General features: G+C 72.4%; 25 protein-coding genes. 10 read left to right on the plus strand and 15 right to left on the minus strand.

Going from position 1 to position 21061, the window contains the following annotated elements:
- Positions 1 to 74: 74 nt before the first annotated feature.
- Positions 75 to 419 (minus strand): hypothetical protein, encoded by a 345-nt coding sequence (locus tag FHY03_RS10020; protein ID WP_183930566.1) that lies wholly within the window; start codon positions 417 to 419, stop codon positions 75 to 77.
- Positions 420 to 525: 106 nt separating this feature from the next.
- Here FHY03_RS10020 and FHY03_RS10025 point away from each other — a divergent pair, with 106 nt between their 5' ends.
- From FHY03_RS10025 to FHY03_RS10040, 4 genes are all read left to right on the plus strand, one after another.
- Complete coding sequence (locus FHY03_RS10025; protein ID WP_183922686.1) at positions 526 to 924, plus strand: hypothetical protein; 399 nt, start codon at positions 526 to 528, stop codon at positions 922 to 924.
- Between the two features lie 60 nt (positions 925 to 984).
- Positions 985 to 1566 carry a TIGR00730 family Rossman fold protein gene (locus FHY03_RS10030; RefSeq protein ID WP_183930568.1) on the plus strand — a complete coding sequence of 194 codons (582 nt, stop codon included), beginning with the start codon at positions 985 to 987 and terminating at the stop codon, positions 1564 to 1566.
- Positions 1567 to 1576: 10 nt separating this feature from the next.
- Positions 1577 to 2527, plus strand: coding sequence for a phytoene/squalene synthase family protein (locus tag FHY03_RS10035; protein WP_183930570.1), 951 nt, complete (start codon positions 1577 to 1579; stop codon positions 2525 to 2527).
- 131 nt (positions 2528 to 2658) lie between these two features.
- Complete coding sequence (locus FHY03_RS10040) at positions 2659 to 3042, plus strand: hypothetical protein (protein WP_183922680.1); 384 nt, start codon at positions 2659 to 2661, stop codon at positions 3040 to 3042.
- A 22-nt stretch (positions 3043 to 3064) separates the two neighbouring features.
- Here the strand turns inward: FHY03_RS10040 and FHY03_RS10045 are convergent, their stop codons facing one another.
- The 3 genes from FHY03_RS10045 to FHY03_RS10055 all read right to left on the minus strand — a co-directional run bounded on the left by FHY03_RS10045 (position 3065) and on the right by FHY03_RS10055 (position 4613).
- Positions 3065 to 3439 (minus strand): Rap1a/Tai family immunity protein, encoded by a 375-nt coding sequence (locus FHY03_RS10045; RefSeq protein ID WP_183922678.1) that lies wholly within the window; start codon positions 3437 to 3439, stop codon positions 3065 to 3067.
- The gene (locus FHY03_RS10050; protein ID WP_183930572.1) at positions 3436 to 4212 is read right to left on the minus strand and encodes a hypothetical protein; all 777 of its coding nucleotides are present in this window, start codon (positions 4210 to 4212) and stop codon (positions 3436 to 3438) included. Before FHY03_RS10050 ends, FHY03_RS10045 begins: the two co-directional genes overlap by 4 nt.
- 89 nt (positions 4213 to 4301) lie before the next feature.
- Positions 4302 to 4613 carry a hypothetical protein gene (locus FHY03_RS10055; protein WP_183922676.1) on the minus strand — a complete coding sequence of 104 codons (312 nt, stop codon included), beginning with the start codon at positions 4611 to 4613 and terminating at the stop codon, positions 4302 to 4304.
- Between the two features lie 247 nt (positions 4614 to 4860).
- On the opposite strand from FHY03_RS10055, the gene FHY03_RS10060 reads away from it, so the two are divergent.
- The gene (locus tag FHY03_RS10060) at positions 4861 to 6207 is read left to right on the plus strand and encodes a TldD/PmbA family protein (RefSeq protein ID WP_183930574.1); all 1347 of its coding nucleotides are present in this window, start codon (positions 4861 to 4863) and stop codon (positions 6205 to 6207) included.
- Positions 6200 to 6994, plus strand: a complete 795-nt coding sequence (locus tag FHY03_RS10065; RefSeq protein ID WP_183930576.1) for a 3'(2'),5'-bisphosphate nucleotidase CysQ — start codon at positions 6200 to 6202, stop codon at positions 6992 to 6994. The genes FHY03_RS10060 and FHY03_RS10065 overlap by 8 nt, the downstream gene beginning before the upstream one ends.
- Positions 6995 to 7180: 186 nt before the next feature.
- Here FHY03_RS10065 and FHY03_RS10070 read toward each other — a convergent pair whose 3' ends face one another.
- Genes FHY03_RS10070 through gnd form a run of 4 tightly spaced genes read right to left on the minus strand, consistent with a single transcriptional unit; the run spans position 7181 to position 10081 of the window.
- Positions 7181 to 7507, minus strand: coding sequence for a hypothetical protein (locus FHY03_RS10070; protein WP_183922670.1), 327 nt, complete (start codon positions 7505 to 7507; stop codon positions 7181 to 7183).
- Positions 7508 to 7532: 25 nt separating this feature from the next.
- Entirely contained in the window at positions 7533 to 8285 is a 753-nt protein-coding gene (locus FHY03_RS10075) for an HAD-IIB family hydrolase (protein WP_183922668.1), read from the minus strand.
- The gene (locus FHY03_RS10080) at positions 8286 to 9092 is read right to left on the minus strand and encodes a Cof-type HAD-IIB family hydrolase (RefSeq protein WP_183930578.1); all 807 of its coding nucleotides are present in this window, start codon (positions 9090 to 9092) and stop codon (positions 8286 to 8288) included.
- The gene (gnd, locus tag FHY03_RS10085; protein ID WP_183930580.1) at positions 9092 to 10081 is read right to left on the minus strand and encodes a phosphogluconate dehydrogenase (NAD(+)-dependent, decarboxylating); all 990 of its coding nucleotides are present in this window, start codon (positions 10079 to 10081) and stop codon (positions 9092 to 9094) included. The genes FHY03_RS10080 and gnd overlap by 1 nt, the downstream gene beginning before the upstream one ends.
- Positions 10082 to 10173: 92 nt before the next feature.
- Between gnd and wecB the strand changes: the two genes are divergently transcribed.
- Positions 10174 to 11316, plus strand: a complete 1143-nt coding sequence (wecB, locus tag FHY03_RS10090; protein ID WP_183922662.1) for a non-hydrolyzing UDP-N-acetylglucosamine 2-epimerase — start codon at positions 10174 to 10176, stop codon at positions 11314 to 11316.
- A 116-nt stretch (positions 11317 to 11432) separates the two neighbouring features.
- Positions 11433 to 12212: a sulfite exporter TauE/SafE family protein gene (locus tag FHY03_RS10095; protein WP_311721360.1), complete on the plus strand. Its 780-nt coding sequence runs from the start codon at positions 11433 to 11435 to the stop codon at positions 12210 to 12212.
- A gap of 37 nt (positions 12213 to 12249) precedes the next feature.
- Here FHY03_RS10095 and FHY03_RS10100 read toward each other — a convergent pair whose 3' ends face one another.
- From FHY03_RS10100 to FHY03_RS10115, 4 genes are all read right to left on the minus strand, one after another.
- Positions 12250 to 13050 (minus strand): glutaminyl-peptide cyclotransferase, encoded by an 801-nt coding sequence (locus tag FHY03_RS10100; RefSeq protein ID WP_183930584.1) that lies wholly within the window; start codon positions 13048 to 13050, stop codon positions 12250 to 12252.
- A gap of 65 nt (positions 13051 to 13115) precedes the next feature.
- Positions 13116 to 13457 (minus strand): ferredoxin FdxA, encoded by a 342-nt coding sequence (fdxA, locus tag FHY03_RS10105; RefSeq protein WP_183922656.1) that lies wholly within the window; start codon positions 13455 to 13457, stop codon positions 13116 to 13118.
- 54 nt (positions 13458 to 13511) lie between these two features.
- Positions 13512 to 13802 carry an RNA-binding S4 domain-containing protein gene (locus tag FHY03_RS10110; protein ID WP_183930586.1) on the minus strand — a complete coding sequence of 97 codons (291 nt, stop codon included), beginning with the start codon at positions 13800 to 13802 and terminating at the stop codon, positions 13512 to 13514.
- A 14-nt stretch (positions 13803 to 13816) separates the two neighbouring features.
- A complete protein-coding gene (locus FHY03_RS10115) occupies positions 13817 to 16312 on the minus strand; it encodes a helicase-related protein (RefSeq protein ID WP_183930588.1) in 2496 nt (831 codons plus the stop codon).
- Positions 16313 to 16514: 202 nt separating this feature from the next.
- On the opposite strand from FHY03_RS10115, the gene FHY03_RS10120 reads away from it, so the two are divergent.
- The gene (locus FHY03_RS10120) at positions 16515 to 17984 is read left to right on the plus strand and encodes a M23 family metallopeptidase (RefSeq protein WP_183930590.1); all 1470 of its coding nucleotides are present in this window, start codon (positions 16515 to 16517) and stop codon (positions 17982 to 17984) included.
- Between the two features lie 19 nt (positions 17985 to 18003).
- On the opposite strand, the gene FHY03_RS10125 is transcribed toward FHY03_RS10120, so the two are convergent.
- Entirely contained in the window at positions 18004 to 18360 is a 357-nt protein-coding gene (locus FHY03_RS10125) for a hypothetical protein (protein ID WP_183922650.1), read from the minus strand.
- A gap of 129 nt (positions 18361 to 18489) precedes the next feature.
- On the opposite strand from FHY03_RS10125, the gene FHY03_RS10130 reads away from it, so the two are divergent.
- On the plus strand, positions 18490 to 19953 hold the full coding sequence (locus FHY03_RS10130; protein WP_183922648.1) for a S41 family peptidase: 1464 nt from the start codon (positions 18490 to 18492) through the stop codon (positions 19951 to 19953).
- A 14-nt stretch (positions 19954 to 19967) separates the two neighbouring features.
- On the opposite strand, the gene FHY03_RS10135 is transcribed toward FHY03_RS10130, so the two are convergent.
- Together FHY03_RS10135 and FHY03_RS10140 are read right to left on the minus strand one after the other, a co-directional pair.
- A complete protein-coding gene (locus tag FHY03_RS10135; RefSeq protein WP_183922646.1) occupies positions 19968 to 20495 on the minus strand; it encodes a DUF177 domain-containing protein in 528 nt (175 codons plus the stop codon).
- A complete protein-coding gene (locus FHY03_RS10140; RefSeq protein ID WP_409314183.1) occupies positions 20492 to 21013 on the minus strand; it encodes a ubiquinol-cytochrome C chaperone family protein in 522 nt (173 codons plus the stop codon). Before FHY03_RS10140 ends, FHY03_RS10135 begins: the two co-directional genes overlap by 4 nt.
- Between the last annotated feature and the right edge of the window lie 48 nt (positions 21014 to 21061).

Consider the following 21061-nt stretch of genomic DNA (forward strand, 5'->3'; position numbering starts at 1 on the left):
GGAGCAGGTAGATCGTGGACCGGACGGAGCATCGCCCGGCGATGTAACGCGGCTATCTGTGCGTAGGACAGCGCTCACGGCCGCTCGCCGCGCGTCCTTCGTTGCGTGATCGACGCTCGATCCCACCAGGCGCGATCGAGCAGCAGCGCGATCCGCGCGTCGGCGTCGGTGCCGTAGCGTACCAGCACCGCCGGCCAGCCACGATAATGGTCGGTCTCCCAGAAGGTGGCGGGATCGGTCTCGATCAGCACCTCTTTCTCGATCAGCGCGACGTGGAGCACGAAGCTCGCGCGGTCGGGTGCCGTCGTGGCCGCGAGCATCTTGCCGCGCAGCAGCAGCGCCGGCTTGCCGTAGCTGGTGCCGAGCACCACCCCGGGCAGCGCGAGCCCGGTCGCGACGACATCGTTCCAGTCCCTCATGGCGCGTCTCTCCCGGGCGAAACATAGGCCGACTGCCCCGATCTGGCGACGTCACAGTGACGAGCGCCGCCGCATCTGCTTCGCTGCGCGAATGAGGGAGATCGTGATGCCCGCGACCCTGTTGCTCGCGGGCTTGCTGACAACCGCCGCCGCGCCGCCGCCGCGCTGCGGCGCGCACGCCGTCACGGTAGAGACGATGCGCGCGCTGCCGGCGGCGGCGCGGCTCGAGCTGTCGCGCCATCTCGCGCCCGGCGGCATCGCCGACGCGGGGCAGCGCCATGACGCGATCGACGTCCGCCACCCCGGCGTGCCGCGCCATCGCTTCGTCCGCGCCGAGCGACGGGGAGACGAATGGGTCGTCCGCTACGAGTCGGGCGGTATCGCCACGCGGTGGGACAGTGTCACGCTGGTGCCCGTCGTCGCCGAAGGCCGTCCGCCGCGCTACGTCGCGCGCGCGGGTGATCGCTGCCCGTCCCCGCTCGCCACGACGGCATCACGCCGCTGACCGCGGTGCCGGCCGCGCACGCCATTGCCCCTAGCTCGCGCTTCCCCTAGCGCTCGCGGCATGAAGCGCCTCGCCATCTATTGCGGCTCCGCCACTCCCGCCGACCCCTTCTACCTCGAGCTCGCGCGCGAGGTCGGCCGCATGCTCGCCGAGCGCGGCGTCGGGGTGGTCTACGGTGGCGGGCGGCTCGGGCTGATGGGCGCGATCGCCGACTCGGCGCTGGCGGCGGGGGGCGAGGTGATCGGGGTGATCCCGCAGGCGCTGGTCGACGCCGAGGTGGCGCATCGCGGGCTCAGCGAACTCCACGTCGTGCCCGGCATGCACCAGCGCAAGCAGCTCTTCACCGACCTCGCCGACGGCTTCGTGACGCTGCCCGGCGGCACCGGCACGATGGACGAGCTGTGGGAGGCGCTGAGCTGGGCGCAGCTCGGCTATCACGCCGACCCGGTGGGCCTGCTCAACGCGCGCGGCTATTACGACGAGCTCGTCGCTTTCTGGGCGAAGATGGGCGAGGTCGGCTTCCTGCGCGCGCAGCACCGCGAGCTGCTGATCGTCGGCGAGACGCTGGAGCAGCTGCTCGACGCCATGGCGGCGCACGCGCCGACCCAGCCGATCGTCCGCATGGCCGCCAGCGACCTGTGAGCGGCCGACTGTGACCGACTCGCGCGCCGCGCTGGTGGCGACGGCGCGCGAGTCGATCGCGCGCGGCTCGAAGAGCTTCGCCGCGGCCTCGCAGCTGTTCGCGCCTGACGTGCGCGAGCGCGCCTGGCTGCTCTACGCCTGGTGCCGCCGCTGCGACGATCTCGTCGACGGGCAGGACCACGGCCATGACCGCCACGCGGTCGCCGACGCGCCGGCGCGAGTCGCCGTGGTCCGCCGGCTGAGCGCCACCGCGCTGGCGGCCGAGCCGACCGGCGACCCCGCGTTCGACGCGCTCGGCGTGGTCGCGCGCGAGACGCGGCTGCCGCACCGCTTCGTCACCGATCTGATCGACGGCTTCCAACTCGACGCCGACGACTGGCGCCCGCGCTCCGAGGCCGACCTGTACCGTTACTGCTACCATGTCGCCGGCGCGGTCGGCTGCATGATGGCGGTGGTGATGGGGGTGCCGCCCGAGGACGAGGCGACGCTCGACCGCGCCTGCGACCTCGGCCTCGCCTTTCAGCTCGCCAATATTGCCCGCGACATCGAGGAAGACGATCGCGTGGCGCGCTGCTACCTCCCCGACGAGTGGCTCGCCGAGATGGACGTGCCGCCCGGGCAGCACATGAAGCCGCCGTTCCGCGACCGCCTGGTGGTGCTGGCGCGGCGACTGGCGACTCGCGCCGAGCTGCACGAGGCGAGCGCGCGGGTGGGTACCAAGGCGCTGTCCTACCGCTCGGCCTGGGCGGTGCTGGCGGCGGCGGGGATCTACGGCGACATCGCGCGGCGCGTGGCGGCCCGGGGGGCGCATGCGTGGGACCATCGCGTCACCACGAGCAAGCGCGAGAAGCTCGCATGGATCGCGCGCGCGGCCTGGCAGGCGGCGCGGCGGCACCGGATCACCGACACGCCGCGCGATCCGCGGCTGTGGACACGGCCGCGATCATCGCCTCTCACGTAGCGCCGAGCCGTGCTCCGACGCACGCTCGAGCCCAAAACCACGTGCGTCATCGCGAGGCGGAAGGCCCTCCTACCGTTGCGCAACCAACACGGGCGCGGGTCATTGATCGAGGTGAGAGGAGACCACGCCCGATGACGAGATTCGCCCTGATCGCCCCCGTCGCTGCCCTCGCGCTGGCCGCCTGCGGCGACCGCGTCGAGCAACATGCCGACCGCACCGGCAACGCCATCGCAGGAGAAATCGGCGCCGCCGCGGACAATGTCGCCGCCAGCGTCGACTCGCTGACCGACACGATGGCGAACCAGGTCGATGGCGTCGCGGCGCGCTCGCTCGACCGCGCCGCCGACCGGATCGACGACGCCTCGCGCCGGCTCGAGAGCGACGTGCGCCGCCACGCCGACCGTGCGCGCGATCGCGCCGGCGACGCGCTCAACGACGCGGGCGAGCGGCTACGCGACCGCGACGCGCCCGCAGATCACCGAGCCGAGGCCCCCACCGCCGATGAGCGGCGCTGAGACGCCTCAGCCACATGCCGCGTCACCGCCGCTTGCGGGTCGGCTTGGCTTTCGACTTGGGCTGCGGTTTCGGCGCGGCCTTGCACGGGAAGGCTTCCTTGAGGCCCTGGCGCACCACGAAGGCGGGCGCTGCGCTCGACTTCTTCCCCTGCTTCCGCAGATATCTGCGCGCCGCCGCGGTGACCGCGACGTTGGAGCTGCGGTCCGGCGCTGGGCAGATCTGGCGCGCGCTCGACAACGCGTCGAAGGCGGCGAGCATATAGCCGGTGCAGAAGTCGGCGGTGGGATCGTCGTCTTTGCCGCGGCAGAGCTCGACCAGCTGCGGCGTCGTCAGCGAGCTGACCACCACCGGCCGGTCCGCCGCGGCCAGCAGCGCCGCGAGCAGCAGCGCGCTCATCGCGCGGCGCCCGCCCCGGTCGCGTCACCAGCGGCGGCGAGGTAGGGTAGCAGCCGCACGCGCGGGAAGATCTCGTCGAGCGGCTTCACGTCGGGCGTGATGTAGACGATGCCGCCGCGCTTCTCGAACTGCGGGCGCAGCTTGCCGTTGTAGAAGCGCGCGCCGACGTTGATGCAGCCGAACGAGATGCGATTGTCCTCGGGCGAGGGCGACAGCAGCCGCTCGACGCGATGCTCGTTCTTGTGGAGGCTGGTAACGACGTGCATCGCCACCGCGTTGGCATAGTCGACCCACAGCACGCGCTGGCGCCCGAAGGCGCGGCCGAATTTGGTGACGAAGCGGCCGGCGGGCGTGGTGCGCTCGGCCGGGCCGATATCGTCGAGGTTCTTGGCGCCGACCCCAGGCGTAGAATCGTCGCCGATGCCGACGCCGAGCAGGACCGGCGTCTCGCCGAGGAAGTCGCCGTTGGCGGCGAAGAGATACAGCGTCGCCGCGGGCTTATCGATCACCGCATAGGGCAGCTTGCCGTTGTCGTGCGCGGCGCCGACCCAGGCGATCAGCCGCTCGGCGTTCTCCGACCGCGGCATCACCGGTGCCGGCTCGACCGGCACCGCGACGGGCTTGGCCACCTTCGCGCCCTTGCGGGCCGGCTTCTTCGCCGTCGGCTTGGAAGCTCCGGCCTTGGCGGTCGCCTGCTTGCGCGCGGACGATGCCTGTGGCGCAGCGAACGCCGTACCCGACAACGCCAGCGCTGCGAGGGCCGCGACGATCATGCGACCCGCGCCGCGGGACGGACGGTCGGCCATATCGATGATGGTCGGCCGTGCCGCCCGGCGACGCGCGCGCATCGTATCGTCGTGGATCAGCCGCGCGGGCGACGCGCGCGCTGCTGCTGGAGCTGCTGCATCTGCTGCTCCGACGCGTCGACACGGGTGCCGAGCTGATCGATCCGCTGGCTGTTCTGCTGCGCCTGGGCGGCAGCGGCCTGTGCCTGGGTGAGCGCCTGGCCCGAGGTGCCCTCGACCGTGCGCAGTCGACCGTCGAGGCCGTCGATACGCTGGTTTACCGTGGCGATCTGGTCACGGACGAAGCCTTTGGAGGCGCAGCCGCCGAGCCCGACGGCGCCGACGGCGATCAGCGTCAGGGCCGTGACGCGGGGAAGGTTCGAACGCATCTACTTACCTCTCGTACCAAAATGGACAGATAGCGCGAATGCGCACGAGCAGGAGAACGTTCCGGCGCCTGAACGAAACGTTAATAGATGGTAAACGGCGCGGTGACCCGAGGCGGGACAGGTGCCGTGACGAGGGTCGGGCCGACCTGTTCAACATGAGTCGGGCGGCGGGCTCGCATCCATTCCGCGGCACAAGGCGTTGGCCGAGGACTAGTCACCGAGCGGATCGCGGACCTACATCACTCTCATGCTTACCCCCGATCAGGCGCAGGAGCGCGCCACCGACATCGTCCGACGCGCCCGCGCGGCAGGCGCCGACGCCGCCGACGCGGTGTTCGCCGCCAACGCCTCGAGCGAGGTGTCGGTGCGACTCGGCGCGCTCGAGGATGTCGGCCGGTCGGAGGGCGCCGACCTGGGCCTGCGGGTTTTCGTCGGCCAGCGCTCGGCGAGCGTCTCTACATCCGATCTCTCGCCCGAGTCGCTCACCATCCTGGTCGAGCGCGCGGTGGCGATGGCGCGCGAGGCGCCGGAGGATCGCTGGGCCGGGCTCGCACCCGAGTCGCGGCTGCTGCACGGCGCCGCGCCGCTGCTCGACCTCGCCGATCGCGACGAACCCGATCTCCCGGCGCTGCGCGACGCCGCCGCGCGCGCGGAGGCGGCGGCGCGCGCCGTCGACGGCGTCACCAACAGCGAGGGCGCGGGCGCGGCCTGGGGGCGAAGCGTCTGGGCGCTCGCCACCAGCCACGGCTTCGCCGGCGCCTATGAGGCGACCAGCCACACGCTCTCCGCCAGCGTGATCGCGGGCACGGGCGGCGCGATGCAGCGCGACTACGGCTTCCACGCCACCCGCCATCGCGCGCACCTCGACTCGCCCGAGGCGATCGGCGCGCTGGCAGGCGAGCGCGCCGCGGCGCGGGTCGGCGCCGGGCGCGCGCCGAGCGGCGCCATGCCGGTGGTGTTCGACCCGCGCGTCGGCGCGAGCCTGCTCAGCCATCTCAGCGGCGCCATCTCGGGCAGCGCGGTGACGCGGCGCACCAGCTTCCTGCTCGACTCGCTCGGTACCGCGATCCTGCCCGCAGGCATCAACGTGATCGATGACCCGCACCGCCCGCACGGGCTGCGCTCGCGCCCGTTCGACGGCGAGGGGCTGCCGGTCTCCCCCGTGGCGATCGTCAGCGACGGGATGCTCGAGACGTGGCTGCTCGACAGCGCCTCGGCGCGCCAGCTCGGGCTCGAGCCGACCGGTCACGCCTCGCGCGGCATCGCCGGCGCGCCGGGCGTGACGACGAGCAACCTCTACATGGAGGCGGGCCACGTGCCGGTGGAGACGCTGATCGAGGACATCGTCGAGGGGATCTACGTCACCGAGCTGATCGGACAGGGGGTCAACCCCGTCACCGGCGACTACAGCCGCGGCGCCGCCGGCTTCCTGATCGAGCGCGGCGCGCTCGGCCGGCCAGTGATCGAATTCACCATCGCGGGCAATCTGAAGGACATGTTCCGCGCGCTGACGCCGGCGAACGATCTCGTCTTCCGCCACGGCGTCAACGTGCCGACGCTGCGGATCGAGGGCATGACGGTGGCGGGTGGCTGACGCCGCGCTGGCCGACGCGGTCGCGGCGATCGCGCGCGAAGCCGGGCAGATGGCGTTCGCGCGCTGGCGCACCGATTTCGCGCGGTGGGAGAAGGCGCCGGGCAGCCCGGTGTGCGAGGTCGACATCGACGTCGATCGCATGCTCCACGCACGGCTCGGCGCGCTGCTGCCCGACGCGGGCTGGCTCTCCGAGGAAACCGCCGACCGCCCCGACCGGCTCGCGCGCGAGCGGGTCTGGGTAGTCGACCCCATCGACGGCACGCGCGACTATATCCGCGGGCGCGCCGGCTGGTGCGTCTCGGTCGCATTGGTCGAGCACGGCCGGCCGGTGATCGGCGTGCTCGACGCGCCCGCGCGCGGCGAGGTGTGGCGCGCGCGCGCCGGCGCGGGCGCGACCGTGGCGCGCGACGACGGCAAGCGCTTCGACCTCGCGGCGGGCGACCGCCGCGACTTCGAGGGCGCGCGCGTGCCGGTGGACGCTTTGCCCAAGACCGATCGCACCTTGGTCGCGGTGGAGAAGCCCAACTCGATCGCGCTGCGCATCGCGATGGTGGCGAGCGACCGCGCCGATCTCGTCGCGACGCTGCGCTGGGGCAATGAATGGGACATCGCCGCGGCGGTGCTGGTGGCGAGCGAGGCCGGCGCGACGGTGAGCGACGCGCTCGGCGCGCCGATCCTGTTCAACAAGCCCGACCCGCGCGCCTATGGCGTGCTGGTGACCGCGCCGGGCATCCACGCCGCCTCGGTGAAGCATCTCGCCGGGCGGGCGCGCGCGGTGATCGGGTAACGGCCGTCGGGCTGGTCCGCTAAGCGCGACGAGACGTCCCGACCTACACTGCCGTCATCCCGGACTTGGTCCGGGATCCACTCCTCCGCAAGAGCGAACCCTGCAGAGCACGCGGAACGGTGGATCCCGGGCCAAGTCCGGGATGACGGTTGAAAGCGGGAGGACGGTCGCGCCTGTTCGCCCGCCTTACCGCCGCTGGTCGCGCCGGTGCATCGGGCGCCAGCGTACTGCGGCGCAGATCACGGTCGGCCAGAACAGCGTGTTGATCACGTCCGGGATCGTGTCCCACCAGCGCCACGAATGATAGTGGAGCCGGTCGAGCACCTCGTTGCCGAGCTCGGCCAGCGCCACCACCGTCAGCGGCACGAAGGTGCCGAGCGAGCGTCGCGTCACCAACCGGGCCAGGATCAGCACCGCCATACCGGCGTGGATGTGCAGCACCGTGTCGGTGGTGCCGGTGCCGTCGCCGATCCACTGGATGACGCGCGCGTACAGCGCGGGCACGTCGATCATCGCGCGCGCCTCGCTGAGGCCGCGCTCAGCCCTGCTTCTGGCACGCGACGATCGCGGTCACCACGCTGATCGTCTCCTGCGGGTCGCGCACGCGGACGCAGTCCACGCCCGCCTCGTGCGCCGGATAGTCGTTGCCGCCCGGGAAAATCGCGTCGCCGATGAAGAGCATCTCGCCGAGCTGGATGCCGCTCTCCGCTGCCAGCTTGCGCAGGCCATAGCCCTTGTCGACGCCCTCGCGGGTGATGTCGATCGAGGTGGCGCCGCCCATGTTGATCGCCAACCCCGGCAGCCGCTGCCGCAGGTCCGCCTGGATCACCTTGCGCTTGGCGAAGTCGGGGTCCCAGCTCTCCTTCGCCTCGAGCGGGGCCTGCTGGCCAAGCGCGGAGAAGGTGATCTGGCTGCCGCGGTCCTCGATCCGCTCGCCCCAGGTCTGCTCGGGGACGAAGCCGGTCGCCTCGAGCGACTGGCCGAAGGCAGTGATGATCTTCTGCTTCTCGGCGTCGTCGAACAGCTCGGCGTAGATCGTCTTCCACGCGCCGTCGCGGTGGACGTACAGCTTGGTGCCGGTGGTCGGCATCAGCCACAGCCGGTCGCGGTCGGCGCGCTCGGGCAGACGACTCGCCACCTGCTTCTCGAACTGCGGCCAGTCGCCGCCCGAGATCACCGCGACGTCGGCCACCGTCAGCAGATCCGCCAGCGTCTCGCCCATGTCGTCCTTGAGCGCCTGTTTGCTGAGCGCGAGGGTGCCGTCGAGATCGAAGGCGACGAGCTTCTTCATTCAATGTCTCCGCGGCAGAACAATCGTTTCGATCGCGTGCGCTACGCCATCCTGGTCGTTTGCGCGAGTCACCTGGCGCGCCGCCTGTCTCACCGCCTCGGGCGCGTTGCCCATCGCGATCGGCAGGCCAGCGCGGCGCAGCATCGGCAGGTCGTTGGCCTGGTCGCCGATCGCGGCCGTGTCCTCCAGCGCGATGCCGAGCGCGCAGCTGAGCGCGGCGATGCCGTCGCCCTTGTTGGCGCCCTTGGCGGTGACGTCGAGGTAATAGACCTGCGACTGCGCCACCGTGGCGCGATCGCCGATCGCGGTGTGGACGCGCGCGTAGAGCGCGTGGAGCATCGCCTCGTCGTCACTGACGAAGGTGAGCTTGTCGGCGCGGTCGAGCAGCGCGCCGAGGTCCTCCGCCACCACCGGCTCCTGCGCCGAGCTGCGCCGCTCGCTGGCGGTGTGCGGCCCATCGGGGTCGGTGGCATACCAGCGATCGTCGGCGAACAGCCAGGTGTCGACCTCGAACTCGGCCGCGATCGCCAGCGCCTCGCGCGCGACATCGACGGGCAGCGTCTCGTGGTGGACGATCGTGCCGTCCCGCCGAAAGACGATGCCGCCGTTGAAGGCGGCGACGTCGCCGTCGAAGCCGAGCTGGTCGAGCAGCGGCCGGATGCCCGACATCGGCCGCGCGCTGATCAGCGTAAAGGCGACGCCCTCGTCCCGCAGCTGCTTCACCGCGGCGATGGTCGCCGGGGTGAGCTGCTTCTCCTTGTCGACGAGCGTGCCGTCGACGTCGGACACCAGCAATCGGATCGGCATTATTGCGGCATCTCGACGTGGCCGCCGAAGCCGAAGCGCATCGCCGACAGCGCCTTCTCACCGAACGTATGCTCGACGCGGCTGCGATAGCGCGCGAACAGCGCTGTGGTGAGGACGTTGACCGGCACCGCCTCCTCCATCGCCGCCTCGATCGTCCACTGGCCCTCGCCCGAATCGGCGACGTTGCCGCTGAACTTCTCGAGGTGCGGGTCGCTCGCCAGCGCCTGCGCGGTGAGGTCGAGCAGCCAGGACGAGATCACGCTGCCGCGCCGCCACACCTCGGCGATGTCGGCGAGGTTGAGGTCGTAGCGCTCGTCTTCGGGCAGTTTCTCCGATGCCTTGCCCTTGAGCACGTCGAAGCCCTCGGCATAGGCCTGCATCAGACCGTACTCGATGCCGTTGTGGATCATCTTGACGAAATGGCCCGCGCCGGCCGGGCCGGCGTGGATGTAGCCGCGCTCGGCGCGGTCATCGATGCCCTCGGCGCGGCCGCGCGTGCGCTCGATCGTGCCCGCGCCTGGCGCGAGCGCGGAGAAGACCGGGTCGAGATCGCGCACGACCTGGTCGGGGCCGCCGATCATCATGCAATAGCCGCGCTCCAGCCCCCACACACCGCCCGAGGTGCCGACGTCGACGTAGTGGACGTCCTTCTCGGCGAGCGCCTTGGCGCGGCGGATGTCGTCCTTGTAGAAGCTGTTGCCGCCGTCGATCACGACCTCGCCCGCGCTCGCGCCGCCGGCGATCTGCTCGATCACGCCGTCGGTCACCGCGCCGTGCGGCAGCATCACCCACCAGATCGCGGCGGCGCCGCCTTCCTGGCAGCGCGCGCGCGCCTCGTGGAGCGAGGCGGCGGCGATCGCGCCGGCGTCGGCGAGTTTGGCGACCGCGTCGGTGTCGCGGTCATAGGCGACGATCTCATGCCCCGCCTGCATCAGGCGGCGCGCCATGTTGCCGCCCATCCGGCCGAGGCCGATCATCACCAGTCGCATTCTGCTACCCTCCTCGCTCGCCGCTGAATCGCGCGGCACGGCCGCTAGGTTCCGCGCCGCAGCATGTCCGCCTCCCGCTACAATGGGGAAACATGTGCGCGGCGCCCTGCATCCTGCTCCTATTCGGCACCCGACCCGAGGCGATCAAGATGGCACCGGTGATCGCTGCCCTGCGCCCTCACGCGGCGTTGACGGTGCGCGTCGCGGTGACCGGCCAGCACCGCGAGCTGCTCGACCAGGCGCTCGATGCATTGGGACTGGTGCCCGACGTCGATCTCGACCTGATGCGCGCAAGGCAACCGCATCGCACCCTGCTCGGGGCGATGATCGACTCGGTCGCGGCGCTGCTCGAGGCGGAGCAGCCGGCGCGGCTGGTGGTGCAGGGTGACACCTCCAGCGCCTGGGCGGGGGCGATGGCGGCCAACCTGTGCGGCGTGCCCGTCGCGCATGTCGAGGCGGGGCTCCGCAGCGGCGACCTCGCCGCGCCGCGCCCGGAGGAGGGCTGGCGCAGGGCGATCACCGCGGTGGCGGACTGCCACTTCGCGCCCACCGCCACCGCCGCCGCCGCGCTCGCCGCCGAGAACGTGCCGCTGGGGGCGATACACGTCTTCGGCAATAGCGGTATCGACTCGCTCCTCGCCATGGCCGCCCGCGTCGCCGCGACGCCGTCGCTCGGGGCTTCGGTGGCGTCCTTCGTCGCCGCAGCGGGCAGGCGCCGGATCGTGATCGTCACGGTGCATCGGCGCGAGAAGAATGCGGCCGCGATGGCCAGCGTGGCGCGGGCGGTGTCGCTCCTGGCGCGGCGCGACGACGTCGCAGTGGCGCTGCCCACGCACCCGGCGCCACAGGCGCTCGCGCTGGCGCGGCTGCTGGCGCGCGAGCCGGGGGTGACGGTGCTGCCGTCGCTCGACTATCCCGCGATGGTGCGGTTGCTCGGCCTGAGCCACCTGCTGCTCACCGACTCGGGCGGGCTGCAGGAAGAGGCGCCCGCGCTCGACCTGCCCGTGCTGGTATTGCGCGACACCACCGAGCGGCCGGAGGGGATCGCAGCGGGTTGCGCGCGCCTGGTCGGGACCAATCCGGCGCACATCGTCGCGGCGGCGACCCGACTGCTCGACGACCCGGCCGCGCATGCGGCGATGGCGCGCGCGCGCAATCCCTTCGGCGACGGCCGCGCCGGCGAGCGCATCGCGGCGATCCTCGCGCGCCTGCACGCCGGCAACGCGCGCGACTAACCCCGATGCGCCCGCCGCCACGGCGGCCCCAAGCATTTCTGCGCTTGCCGCGCGCCCCTCCGGCGTCGCACATCGGGCGCGATGACGCCGGGACATGCGATGGGGGTACGCGCGACGTGGACTGGCTGAGCACGCTCGCGGGCTTCCTGGTGGGCGCCATCGTCGGACTGACCGGCGTGGGCGGCGGCTCGCTGATGTCGCCGGTGCTGATCCTGCTGTTCGGGGTGGCGCCCGCCACCGCGGTCGGCACCGACCTGTGGTTCGCCGCGATCACCAAGCTGGTCGGCGGCGCGGTGCATCACCGCCGCGACAATGCCGACTGGACGGTGGTGCGTCGGCTCTGCCTCGGCAGCCTGCCCGCGGTCGCCGTCACGCTGTGGTGGCTGTGGAGCCATCACGAGCGCGCCGAGAGCGGCGGCCTGATCGTACGCGTGCTCGGCGCGACCCTGGTGATCTCGGCGCTGCTCACCCCTTTCCGCGCCGCACTGGCACGCCGTTTCGCGCGGCGCGAGGGCCCGCGCACCGAGGCGCTGCTGCGCTACCAGCCGGCGCTGACGGTCGCGGCGGGCGCGCTGCTCGGCACGCTGATCACACTGACGTCGGTGGGCGCGGGCGCGCTCGGGGCGACGCTGCTGCTGCTGCTCTACCCCTTCCGGCTCACCGCCAAGAAGCTCGTGGGGACGGATATCCTCCACGCCGTACCGGTCGCGCTGCTCGGCGGGATCGGCCACGCGCTGATCGGCAACATCGACCTGCACCTGCTCGGCGCCTTGCTGCTCGGCTCGATCCCCGGCGTGGTCCTGGGCGCGCAGCTGACCGACCGGCTGCCCGAGCGGATCGTCACGCCGCTGCTCGCGGTGGTGCTGCTGATCGTGGGCGTGCGGCTGCTGGCCTGAGCCCCGCTCCGGGCGATCGCGGCGACGCGTCCGGCCCTCAGCGCGGCAGCCGGATCTCGAACAAGGTCGGCCAGCGCTTGCCGGTGACGAACAGCCGGCGCTTGGCGGCGTCCCAGGCGATGCCGTTGGCGACCGCCTCGGGGTCGCGCGCGCCCACCTCGGCGACGATCGCGCGCAGGTCGATCACCTCCGTGACGCGCCCGCTCGCCGGATCGATCCGCACGACCATCGGCTGGTGCCAGACGTTGGCGAGAATCGCGCCCTCGACCCACTCGAGCTCGTTCAGCTGGTCGACCGGCTGACCCATATAGGTCACCTTGAGCGTCCGCCTCACCGCCAGCGTGACCGGATCGTGGAAGGTCAGCGTCGCGCTGCCGTCGGAGCGGATCAGCGCGGTACGATCGCTCGTCAGCCCCCAGCCCTCGCCGCTGTAGCGTGCGGTGCCGAGCGGTCGCAGCGTCGTCGCCGCCCAGCGATGCGCGATCCCATCGTGCCAGGTGAGGCTGACGAGCTGGTCCTTCCACGCCGCCAGTCCCTCGCCGAACTGCGCCGGCGGGATGACCGCGCGCTTCACCGCCTTGCCGGTGGCGAGCTCGACTCGGCGGACGTCGGAGCGGCCCTCGAGGCCGACGCTCTCGTAGAGTGCGCCACCGTGCCAGATCAGCCCCTCGGTGAAAGCCTCACGATCGTGTGGGAAGCGCGCGATGACGGTCGGCACCACCACCGGCGGCCGCGCCTCGGCGGCGGCGGGCGCCGCCTGCGGCGCGGGCACGGCAGGCGCCGCGGCGGTGAGCGGAAGAAACAGCGCGAGGAGCACGGGGGCGGGCCAGCGGGTCATCGTCGCAGCGGTACGCTTGCGCGTTGCGGCCGGCAATCGCGCACGTTCCTCGGGCTCGCCGCGACTCAGTCGCCCTTGCCGGGTTCGGGCGAGAAGAATTTGTCGAACTTGCCGTCCTGACCCTTGAACGAATCAGCGTCGGGCGGGGTCTGGTCGAGCTTGCGCGTGACGTTCGGCCATTGCGCCGAGAAGGTGTTGTTCAGCTCGAGCCACTGCTCCAGCCCGCTCTCGGTGTCGGGCAGGATCGCCTCGGCCGGGCATTCCGGCTCGCACACGCCGCAGTCGATACACTCGGACGGGTTGATGACGAGCATGTTCTCGCCCTCGTAGAAACAGTCGACCGGGCAGACCTCCACGCAGTCCATGTACTTGCAGCGGATGCACGCGTCGGTGACGACGTAGGTCATGATCGGGATATCCTCGCTTCTCGCGCGCCGCTTTTGCGCCGCATCACGCCCGCGTCAACGCTCCAGCGCGGGTTGCGAGCCGTTCTCGCCCTCGCCGGTGACCAGTTCCTGGTAGCAGGCCTGTGCCTCGGGCGCGGGACCGCGCCGCCCCGGCAAGGCCTCGACGCGCAGCACGCGCACCCGTCCGGCGTGAAAGAAGGTGAGGATGTTGCCGACGCGTACCGGCGCGTGCGCGCGGTCGATCGCGCGGCCGTCGATGCGCAGCCGACCGTCGCACGCCAGCGCCTGTGCGACGTCACGCGTCTTGGCGAGGCGGGTGAACCACAGATACCGGTCGAGCCGCATCGCCTCGCCGCCGCTCAACGCCGCACCAGCTCGGCGAGCGCGGCGAAGGCATTGTCGGGCGCGGGCCGCGACTCGCGCGCGCGGGCACGGCCGCGCCAGACATAGAGCGGCGGCCCCTCGGTGCTGACGGACGCGGGACGGAAGCCGAGCTCGGCCATCAGCCGCGCGATCGTCGCCGGCTCGAGCCCGATCGACACCGCCAGCGCGGGATCGGGTGCGAAGGGGGCGCGGCCGTCGACGGCACGCGCGTCGTGCGCGGCGCGCGCGACCCGCTCGACCAGGTCGATCCGCACCGCCTGCGTGCCGAGCGGGCGATACCCCATCAGCGGCACCGCGCCCGCGCTGCCGCGCGGCAGCGTCGTCGCGCCGGCGCGCGGCAGCGGGGGCGGCGGCGTCCCCGCCGCGGCGAGCAAGGCGCGGCGCCACGCCTGCGCGCCGGGCTTGAGCAGCCGCGGATCGAACAGGTCGAGCGCGCCGATCGTCACGCCCTGGCGCCGCAGCCAGTGGCGGTCGCCCGCGCTGAGCGACTCGATCGCGGCGCGGAGCGGCAGCCGCTCGGCGAACCCCCCGCCGCTCTCCAGCGCCGCCGCGACGCTGCGCAGTGCCGGGCTCGCGGCTGGCGCGCGCGCCGCCTCCGCCGCCACCGCGACGCTGCGCAGCGCGCGACCGATCGCCGCCGTGAGCCACGCGCGTAGCCGGATCGCGATCGACTCGCGCACCGCGGGATCGAGACAGTCGAGCGCCGGGTCGAGCGCGAGCTGTGGGCGCGCCAGCGACGCCCCGCGCTTGAGCCGCGCCACCGCCAGCCCGTCCGCGAGGATCACGCCGTCGTCGTCGAGCGCGAAGCCCGTATCGTCGCGCGCGACGAGCGCGTCGGCGCGGCGCCGCCGCTCGGCACCCAGCCGTTTCTCCGCGGTGGCGAGCAGCAGCCGCTTGTCCGAGGCGGTGGCGTCGGGCGCGACGACGAAGCGGAAGCCTTCCAGCCGTCCGATCGCGTGGGTGTCGATCGTGACCTCGCCCTCGGCGTCGATCTCGACCGGCAGCGCGCCCACGCCGCTGCCGATCTTCTTGGCCAGCGCGGTGGTGCGCTTGTCGACGAAGCGCTGGGTGAGCTTCTCGTGGAGCGCGTCGGACAGCCGCTCCTCCACCGCCAGCGTCCGCGCCGCCCAGTGCTGTGGGTCAGCCAGCCAATCGGGGCGCTGCGCGATATAGGCCCAGCTGCGAATCGCCGCGATCCGCCCGGCGATCGTCTCGACGTCGCCCTCGACGCGGTCGAGCCGGGCCACCTCGTCGGCGAACCACTGGTGCGGCACGTGTCCTTGCGCGAGATAGCCGAACACGCGGCCGACGAAGCGCGCGTGCGGGTCGATGCCGAGCTTGGCGAAATCGGGGATGCCGCACGCCGCCCACAGCCGAGCGACATTGCCGCGCGCGCGGTCGCGCACGCCCGCCTCCTCGGCGAGCCGCTTGAGCACCCTGAGGTCGGTCGCCTCGGGGGCGGCGCGCAGCCGCTCGTGATCGGGGCGGCGCGCGAGCGAGGCGAGCAGCGCGTCGATCGAGGAGAGGTCGGGCGTGCCGTCGCGCCAGTAGAGCCAGTCGAGCCGCGGGAAGCGATGCGCCTCGATCGCGGCCACTTCCTCGGGCTCGAACGCCTCGGGCCCCTCCTCGGTGAGCCCGCCGAAGGTGCCGTCGCGCTGGTGGCGCCCGGCGCGGCCCGCGATCTGCGCCATCTCGGCGACGGTGAGGCGGCGGCGCTGCTGGCCGTCAAACTTGGACAGGCCGGCGAAGGCGACGTGGCCGACGTCGAGGTTGAGCCCCATGCCGATCGCGTCGGTGGCGACGAGATAGTCGACCTCGCCCGCCTGGAACATCGCCACCTGCGCGTTGCGCGTGCGCGGGGACAGCGCGCCCATCACCACCGCGGCGCCGCCGCGCAGCCGGCGCAGCATCTCGGCGGTGGCATAGACTTCCTCGGCCGAGAAGGTGACGATCGCGGAGCGCCGCGGCAGCCGCGACAGCTTCTTGGCGCCGGCGTAGCTCAGCGTGGAGAAGCGCGGCCGCTCCACGATCTCCGCCTCGGGCACCAGCGCGCGCAGCACCGGGCGCAACGCCTCCGAGCCGAGGATCATCGTCTCCTCGCGTCCGCGCGCGCGCAGCAGGCGATCGGTGAACACATGGCCACGCTCGCGGTCGGCGCCGAGCTGCGCCTCATCGAGCGCGACGAAGGCCACGTCGCGCTCCAGCGGCAGGCTCTCGGCGGTGCACAGGAACCAGCGTGCGTCCCTGGGGACGATGCGCTCCTCGCCGGTGATCAGCGCCACCCGCTCCGGTCCCTTGATCGCGACCACGCGATCGTACACCTCGCGGGCCAGCAGCCGCAGCGGAAAGCCGATCATGCCGCTGGCGTGCGCGCACATGCGCTCGATCGCGAGATGCGTCTTGCCGGTGTTGGTCGGACCCAGCACCGCGATCACGCGCGAGCTGTCGTGCGGGCGAGGGGTGAGCGACATGACCCAGACTACATCGGGTCTGTGCCGGCGGTATGCAATCGCGCTCAGTCTCCGGCGCGGCCCGCCGCCGGACACCACCGGCCCGCCGCAGCGATCGCCGCGGCGGGGCGCGGTTAATTTGACTTTAGCACCTCTTCTCCACAACGCTCGCACCCAAGCGCCGGGGGGTAGGTTCGGCGCGTGACGGAAGGCGGCGGCCGGCGTGTTCTTGCGCGACGATCAGGGCATGGAGCTGGCAGGCGCCGGCGGACGCGGCAGCGGTCGCGCGTTCGGACGCCAGCTGGTACCGCTTGCCGAGCGCGGCGCGCTCGATCGCGCCCGCGTGGCGCTGGCGCACACCGACTGGATCCCCGACCTCGGCCAGGACATCGGCAGCCGCACCTGGTGGCGCGGCCTCGCCACCTGCGCGGCGCTGTGCTGGGGGGCGTGGCAGCTCAACCCCGGCCTGCCCGCGATCACCGGTGACCGCGCCGTGCCGGGCGACCGCGCCAGCCTGGAGGAGGCGCGCACCCAGGGGATCGCGCCGCTCGCGCTCGGTGCCACCACCGGGCGGCGCATGGCGGCGACCGCGCTGGTGCGCCCGCTCGCCGAGACTCCCGAGCGCCCGCAGATCGAGCTCAGCGCAGCCCTCGCCGACGGCGACACGCTGCGCACCGCCTTGCAGCGCGCCGGGGTCGGCGGCGGCGAGGCCGGGCGGATCGCGGGTCTGGTCGGCGACGCGGTGGCGATCGATTCGCTCAAGCCGGGCACGGTGCTGGCGCTGACGCTCGGCCGCCGTCCGACCAAGTTCCAGCCGCGCCCGCTCGAGCGGCTCGCCTTCCGCGCGGCCTTCGATCTCAAGCTGGTGGTGCAACGCGCCGGCGAGGGGCTGGTGCTCGACCGCCAGTTGATCGCGATCGACCGTACCCCGCTCCACGTCACCGGCACGGTCGGCGCCGGACTCTACCGCTCGGCGCGCGCCGCGGGCGTGCCCGCGCGCGTGGTCGAGACCTACATCAAGGCGATCGCGGCGCAGCTGCCGATCGGGCAGCTCGCCAGCGACGACCGCTTCGATATCGTCGCCGACCAGGCGCGCGCCGCCACCGGCGAGGTCGAGGTGGGTCAGCTGCAATATGCCGGGCTGGCGCACGGCCGCCGCCAGCTGCGGCTGGTGCGCTGGGGCGACAAGGACGGGGAAGGCGGGCAGATGCTCGATCCCTCGGGCACCATCGAGCGGCGCGGCGCGATGGGGATGCCGGTCGCGGGGCGGATCACCTCCACCTACGGGATGCGGATGCACCCGCTGCTCGGCTTCATGCGGATGCACAAGGGCACCGACATCGGCGCGCCCTACGGCAGCCCGATCTACGCCGCGGTCGACGGCGTCGTGCAGTTCGCCGGGCGTGCCGGCGGCTACGGCAATTTCATCAAGCTGGCGCACGGCGGCGGGCTCGTCACCGGCTACGGCCATATGAGCCGCTTCGCGGTGGCGCAGGGCGCCCGCGTGCGGCGCGGGCAGGTGATCGGCTATGTCGGCTCGACTGGTATCTCGACCGGGCCGCACCTCCACTGGGAGGTCTGGAAGAACGGCCAGACGGTGAATCCGCGCACGCTGTCGCTCTCGAGCGTGCAGACGCTGCCGGCCGAGACGATCCGCGCGATGCGCGCCAAGATCGCCCGGCTGATCGGATAGCCGCGCGCCGGCCGACGGCTCAGCCGGTCGCGCTGCGCCCCGCGATCGCGCGCACGTCGGTCACGGTGGCGGTGCCCGAATCGTCCAGCGTGATCAGCCAGGCGGACTGGTCGTCGCAGGTGGCGACCCAGGCGGCCTTGCCCGCGATCGGGTCGGTCGGCACGGAGCGGTCGACCTGCTGGCACGAGCGGCCCGCGTCACGGATCGCACGGAACAGCGCGACGTTGCGCTCCTTCTCGTTGAGCGCCTGCATCTTCGCGACGTAGTCGCCGCGCGACGGCGCCGCGGCGGCCTGGTTGGCGGTCTCGCCACCGCCGCAACCGGCGAGCGCGAGCAGGACGGGGAGGGCGAGCGGGAGGAATGGGCGCGCGGTCATGGCGGCACGCTAGCAGATCGCGGCGCGATGGCGCCAGTCTGGGGCGTTCTCCACCGTGGCCGCCCGGCGGCGCCATATACAAGTAGCTGGCGTCACGATACGAATGACGTAAGTTCGTAGGAGTAAGTGATGCGTACACCGCGGTGGGTGGGGGCGCTCGCGCTGGCAGGGATGCTGGCGGGGTGCGGCGGCGGCGATGATCGTGGCAGCGTTGCCGCGCCGGGCGGCGGATCGGCCGCCGTGGGCGGCGGCACCGGCAGCAGCGGGAGCAGCGGGAGCACCGGCGGCTGCACGCTGCGCGCGCGGCAGGACTGGGCGTTCTCCATCCTCAACGAATGGTATCGGTACCCCGAGCTGCTCGCGAGCAACGTCAACCCGGGCAGCTACACCACGCTCGACGACTATGTCGACGCGCTCACCGCACCGGCGCGGGCGCAGAACCGCGATCGTTACTTCACTTATGTCACCTCGGCCTCGGCCGATGCGGCCTATTATGCCTCGGGCAGGACCGCCGGCCTCGGCGTGCGGCTCGCGCTGACCGCGAGCAACCGGCTGTTCGTACGCGAGGCGTTCGAGGACACGCCCGCGTTCGCCGCCGGCATCGATCGCGGCACCGAGATCCTCGCGGTCGGGACTTCCACCGCCAACCTCCGCGACGTCAGCGACATCATCGCCAAGAACGATTATGACGCGCTCAACGCGCCGTTCGACGACACGACGCCGGGCAGCGCGCGCGTGTTGCGAGTCAGCGACGCCGCCGGAACGCGGGTGGTGACGCTAACGACCGCCAATTACTCGCTGGCACCGTTGTCATCGCGCTACGGCGCGAAGGTGCTCGACTCGGGGGGGCGCAAGGTCGGCTACATCAACCTGCGCACCTTCATCGCCAGCGCCGACGACCAGCTGCGCAGCGCCTTCGCCACCTTCCGCTCGCAGGGCGTGACCGACCTTGTGATCGACCTGCGCTACAACGGCGGCGGACTGCTCGCCACCGCCGAGACCTTCACCGACCTGCTCGGCGGAGGACGCTCGACCTCGGACGTGCAGGCCTACACCAGCTATCGTCCGTCCAAGTCGAGCCAAGACCGGATCCGCTATTTCCGCCAGGAAGCGCAGGCGATCGCGCCCACGCGCGTCGCGTTCATCGGCACTGGTTCGACCGCCTCGGCGAGCGAATATGTGATCAACGCGCTGATCCCCTACCTCCACGGCAACGTCGCGCTCATCGGCAGCAATACCTACGGCAAGCCGGTCGGCCAGATCCCGTTCGACAATCCGTCATGCACCGACGACCGGCTGCTCGCGGTTTCGCTCGCGCTGCAGAATTCCGCGCGACAGGGCGATTACTTCAACGGCCTCGCGACCAAGGTCGAGGCGAGCTGCCAGGCGGACGACGACGTCTCCCACGCGCTCGGCGACCCCGCCGAACTCTCGCTGCGCACCGCGCTCGACTATATCGCCGGGCGAAGCTGCACCCCGATCGGCACGAGCGCGAGTGCGAGCCGCTCGACTCAGCTGTTCGCGCCGGCCAACCGGCCGTTGACCGTGGCACACCCGAACGCGGCGCAGCGCGACCAGCCCGGCCTGTTCTGATCCTCCGGGGCGGCTCAGTCCTTCGGCGCGGCGAGCTTGGCCTTGAGCCCGGCGAGCGCGCCGAAGGGGCCCGCCTCTTCCTCGCTCAGCACGCCCGCCTCGCGCAGCACCAGCTCGGCGCGCGGGCTGCGCGGGAACGGATCGAGCGCCAGCGCCATCGTCTCCGCGGCGACCTCGCCGAGGTCGACCCCGCCGCCCTCGAGCTCGACCGTGTCGATCGAGTCGCTGCCGAGCTCGATCTCGTCGTCGCCGCCAGCACCCGGCGCGACGAAGCGCAGCGCGACCGGCTCGTCGATCATCGCCGGCAGCGGGTCGCCCGTGACCGAGCAGGCCTGCACCACCGCGGCGCGCACGGTGCCGCGCACCAGCACGCCCGCGGGATCGCGCCGCACCGCGAACGCACCCTCGAGCCGCTCGACCCCGACCAGGTCGAAGCGGAGCGCCAGCGCGGCGCGCTCCTCGGCGTCGGCCGTGATCGTCACGGTGCGATCCTCACCGCCGATCGTGTCGAGCCGCTCCAAGCGCGAGAATTCGGTCGTCACGCCATTCGTCCTTCCATCAGTTCGGGCACGCCGAGCAGGTCGAGGTCGCGGCGCAGCGCCTTGAGCTCGCCGCGCACATGCGCCAGCGCGGCGGCGTCGGGCGCGGCGCCGCGGTAGAGGTTGCGGACCAGCGCGGCGTCCAGCGCGCCGTCCTCCGGAGCGGCCAGCCCCTCCCGGTAGACGCCGAGCCGCCCGCCCAGCATGCCCATCATCTTGCCGACGTGCTTGCCCACGACCATGTCGCCGAAGCCGATCTGGCGCACCTGCGCGTCCATGTCGTCGACGAAGCGCTCGGTCAGCCGCACCGAGGCGTCGGTGCCGTCGGGTGCCTGTTCGAGCCGCAGCAGCACCATCGCCAGTACCGCCGCGACCATGTCGAAGCGGCCGTCGAGCGTGTCGGGCACCGCGCCCTCCAGATACCAATGCGGCTGGCGCGCGCGCGCCACCACCGCGTCGTACAGCGGCAACGCCTCGTCCCGCGGCCCGCGCCGCCGCAGCCACCCACTCAACCAACCCACCTGACGCTCTTCCTCTCGACCGACCGGCGCGACGCTTGTCTCGCCCCG

It is taken from the genome of Sphingomonas sp. BK345, assembly GCF_014193845.1.
Taxonomy (GTDB): Bacteria; Pseudomonadota; Alphaproteobacteria; order Sphingomonadales; family Sphingomonadaceae; genus Sphingomonas.

Bases quoted from the DNA above. Each gene is read 5' to 3' on its own strand.
- FHY03_RS10020 (WP_183930566.1), bottom strand. From the start codon at position 419: ATGAGGGACTGGAACGATGTCGTCGCGACCGGGCTCGCGCTGCCCGGG.
- FHY03_RS10025 (WP_183922686.1), top strand. From the start codon at position 526: ATGCCCGCGACCCTGTTGCTCGCGGGCTTGCTGACAACCGCCGCCGCG.
- FHY03_RS10030 (WP_183930568.1), top strand. From the start codon at position 985: ATGAAGCGCCTCGCCATCTATTGCGGCTCCGCCACTCCCGCCGACCCC.
- FHY03_RS10040 (WP_183922680.1), top strand. From the start codon at position 2,659: ATGACGAGATTCGCCCTGATCGCCCCCGTCGCTGCCCTCGCGCTGGCC.
- FHY03_RS10045 (WP_183922678.1), bottom strand. From the start codon at position 3,439: ATGAGCGCGCTGCTGCTCGCGGCGCTGCTGGCCGCGGCGGACCGGCCG.
- FHY03_RS10050 (WP_183930572.1), bottom strand. From the start codon at position 4,212: ATGATCGTCGCGGCCCTCGCAGCGCTGGCGTTGTCGGGTACGGCGTTC.
- FHY03_RS10055 (WP_183922676.1), bottom strand. From the start codon at position 4,613: ATGCGTTCGAACCTTCCCCGCGTCACGGCCCTGACGCTGATCGCCGTC.
- FHY03_RS10060 (WP_183930574.1), top strand. From the start codon at position 4,861: ATGCTTACCCCCGATCAGGCGCAGGAGCGCGCCACCGACATCGTCCGA.
- FHY03_RS10070 (WP_183922670.1), bottom strand. From the start codon at position 7,507: ATGATCGACGTGCCCGCGCTGTACGCGCGCGTCATCCAGTGGATCGGC.
- FHY03_RS10075 (WP_183922668.1), bottom strand. From the start codon at position 8,285: ATGAAGAAGCTCGTCGCCTTCGATCTCGACGGCACCCTCGCGCTCAGC.
- FHY03_RS10080 (WP_183930578.1), bottom strand. From the start codon at position 9,092: ATGCCGATCCGATTGCTGGTGTCCGACGTCGACGGCACGCTCGTCGAC.
- gnd (WP_183930580.1), bottom strand. From the start codon at position 10,081: ATGCGACTGGTGATGATCGGCCTCGGCCGGATGGGCGGCAACATGGCG.
- wecB (WP_183922662.1), top strand. From the start codon at position 10,174: ATGTGCGCGGCGCCCTGCATCCTGCTCCTATTCGGCACCCGACCCGAG.
- FHY03_RS10100 (WP_183930584.1), bottom strand. From the start codon at position 13,050: ATGACCCGCTGGCCCGCCCCCGTGCTCCTCGCGCTGTTTCTTCCGCTC.
- fdxA (WP_183922656.1), bottom strand. From the start codon at position 13,457: ATGACCTACGTCGTCACCGACGCGTGCATCCGCTGCAAGTACATGGAC.
- FHY03_RS10110 (WP_183930586.1), bottom strand. From the start codon at position 13,802: ATGCGGCTCGACCGGTATCTGTGGTTCACCCGCCTCGCCAAGACGCGT.
- FHY03_RS10115 (WP_183930588.1), bottom strand. From the start codon at position 16,312: ATGTCGCTCACCCCTCGCCCGCACGACAGCTCGCGCGTGATCGCGGTG.
- FHY03_RS10125 (WP_183922650.1), bottom strand. From the start codon at position 18,360: ATGACCGCGCGCCCATTCCTCCCGCTCGCCCTCCCCGTCCTGCTCGCG.
- FHY03_RS10130 (WP_183922648.1), top strand. From the start codon at position 18,490: ATGCGTACACCGCGGTGGGTGGGGGCGCTCGCGCTGGCAGGGATGCTG.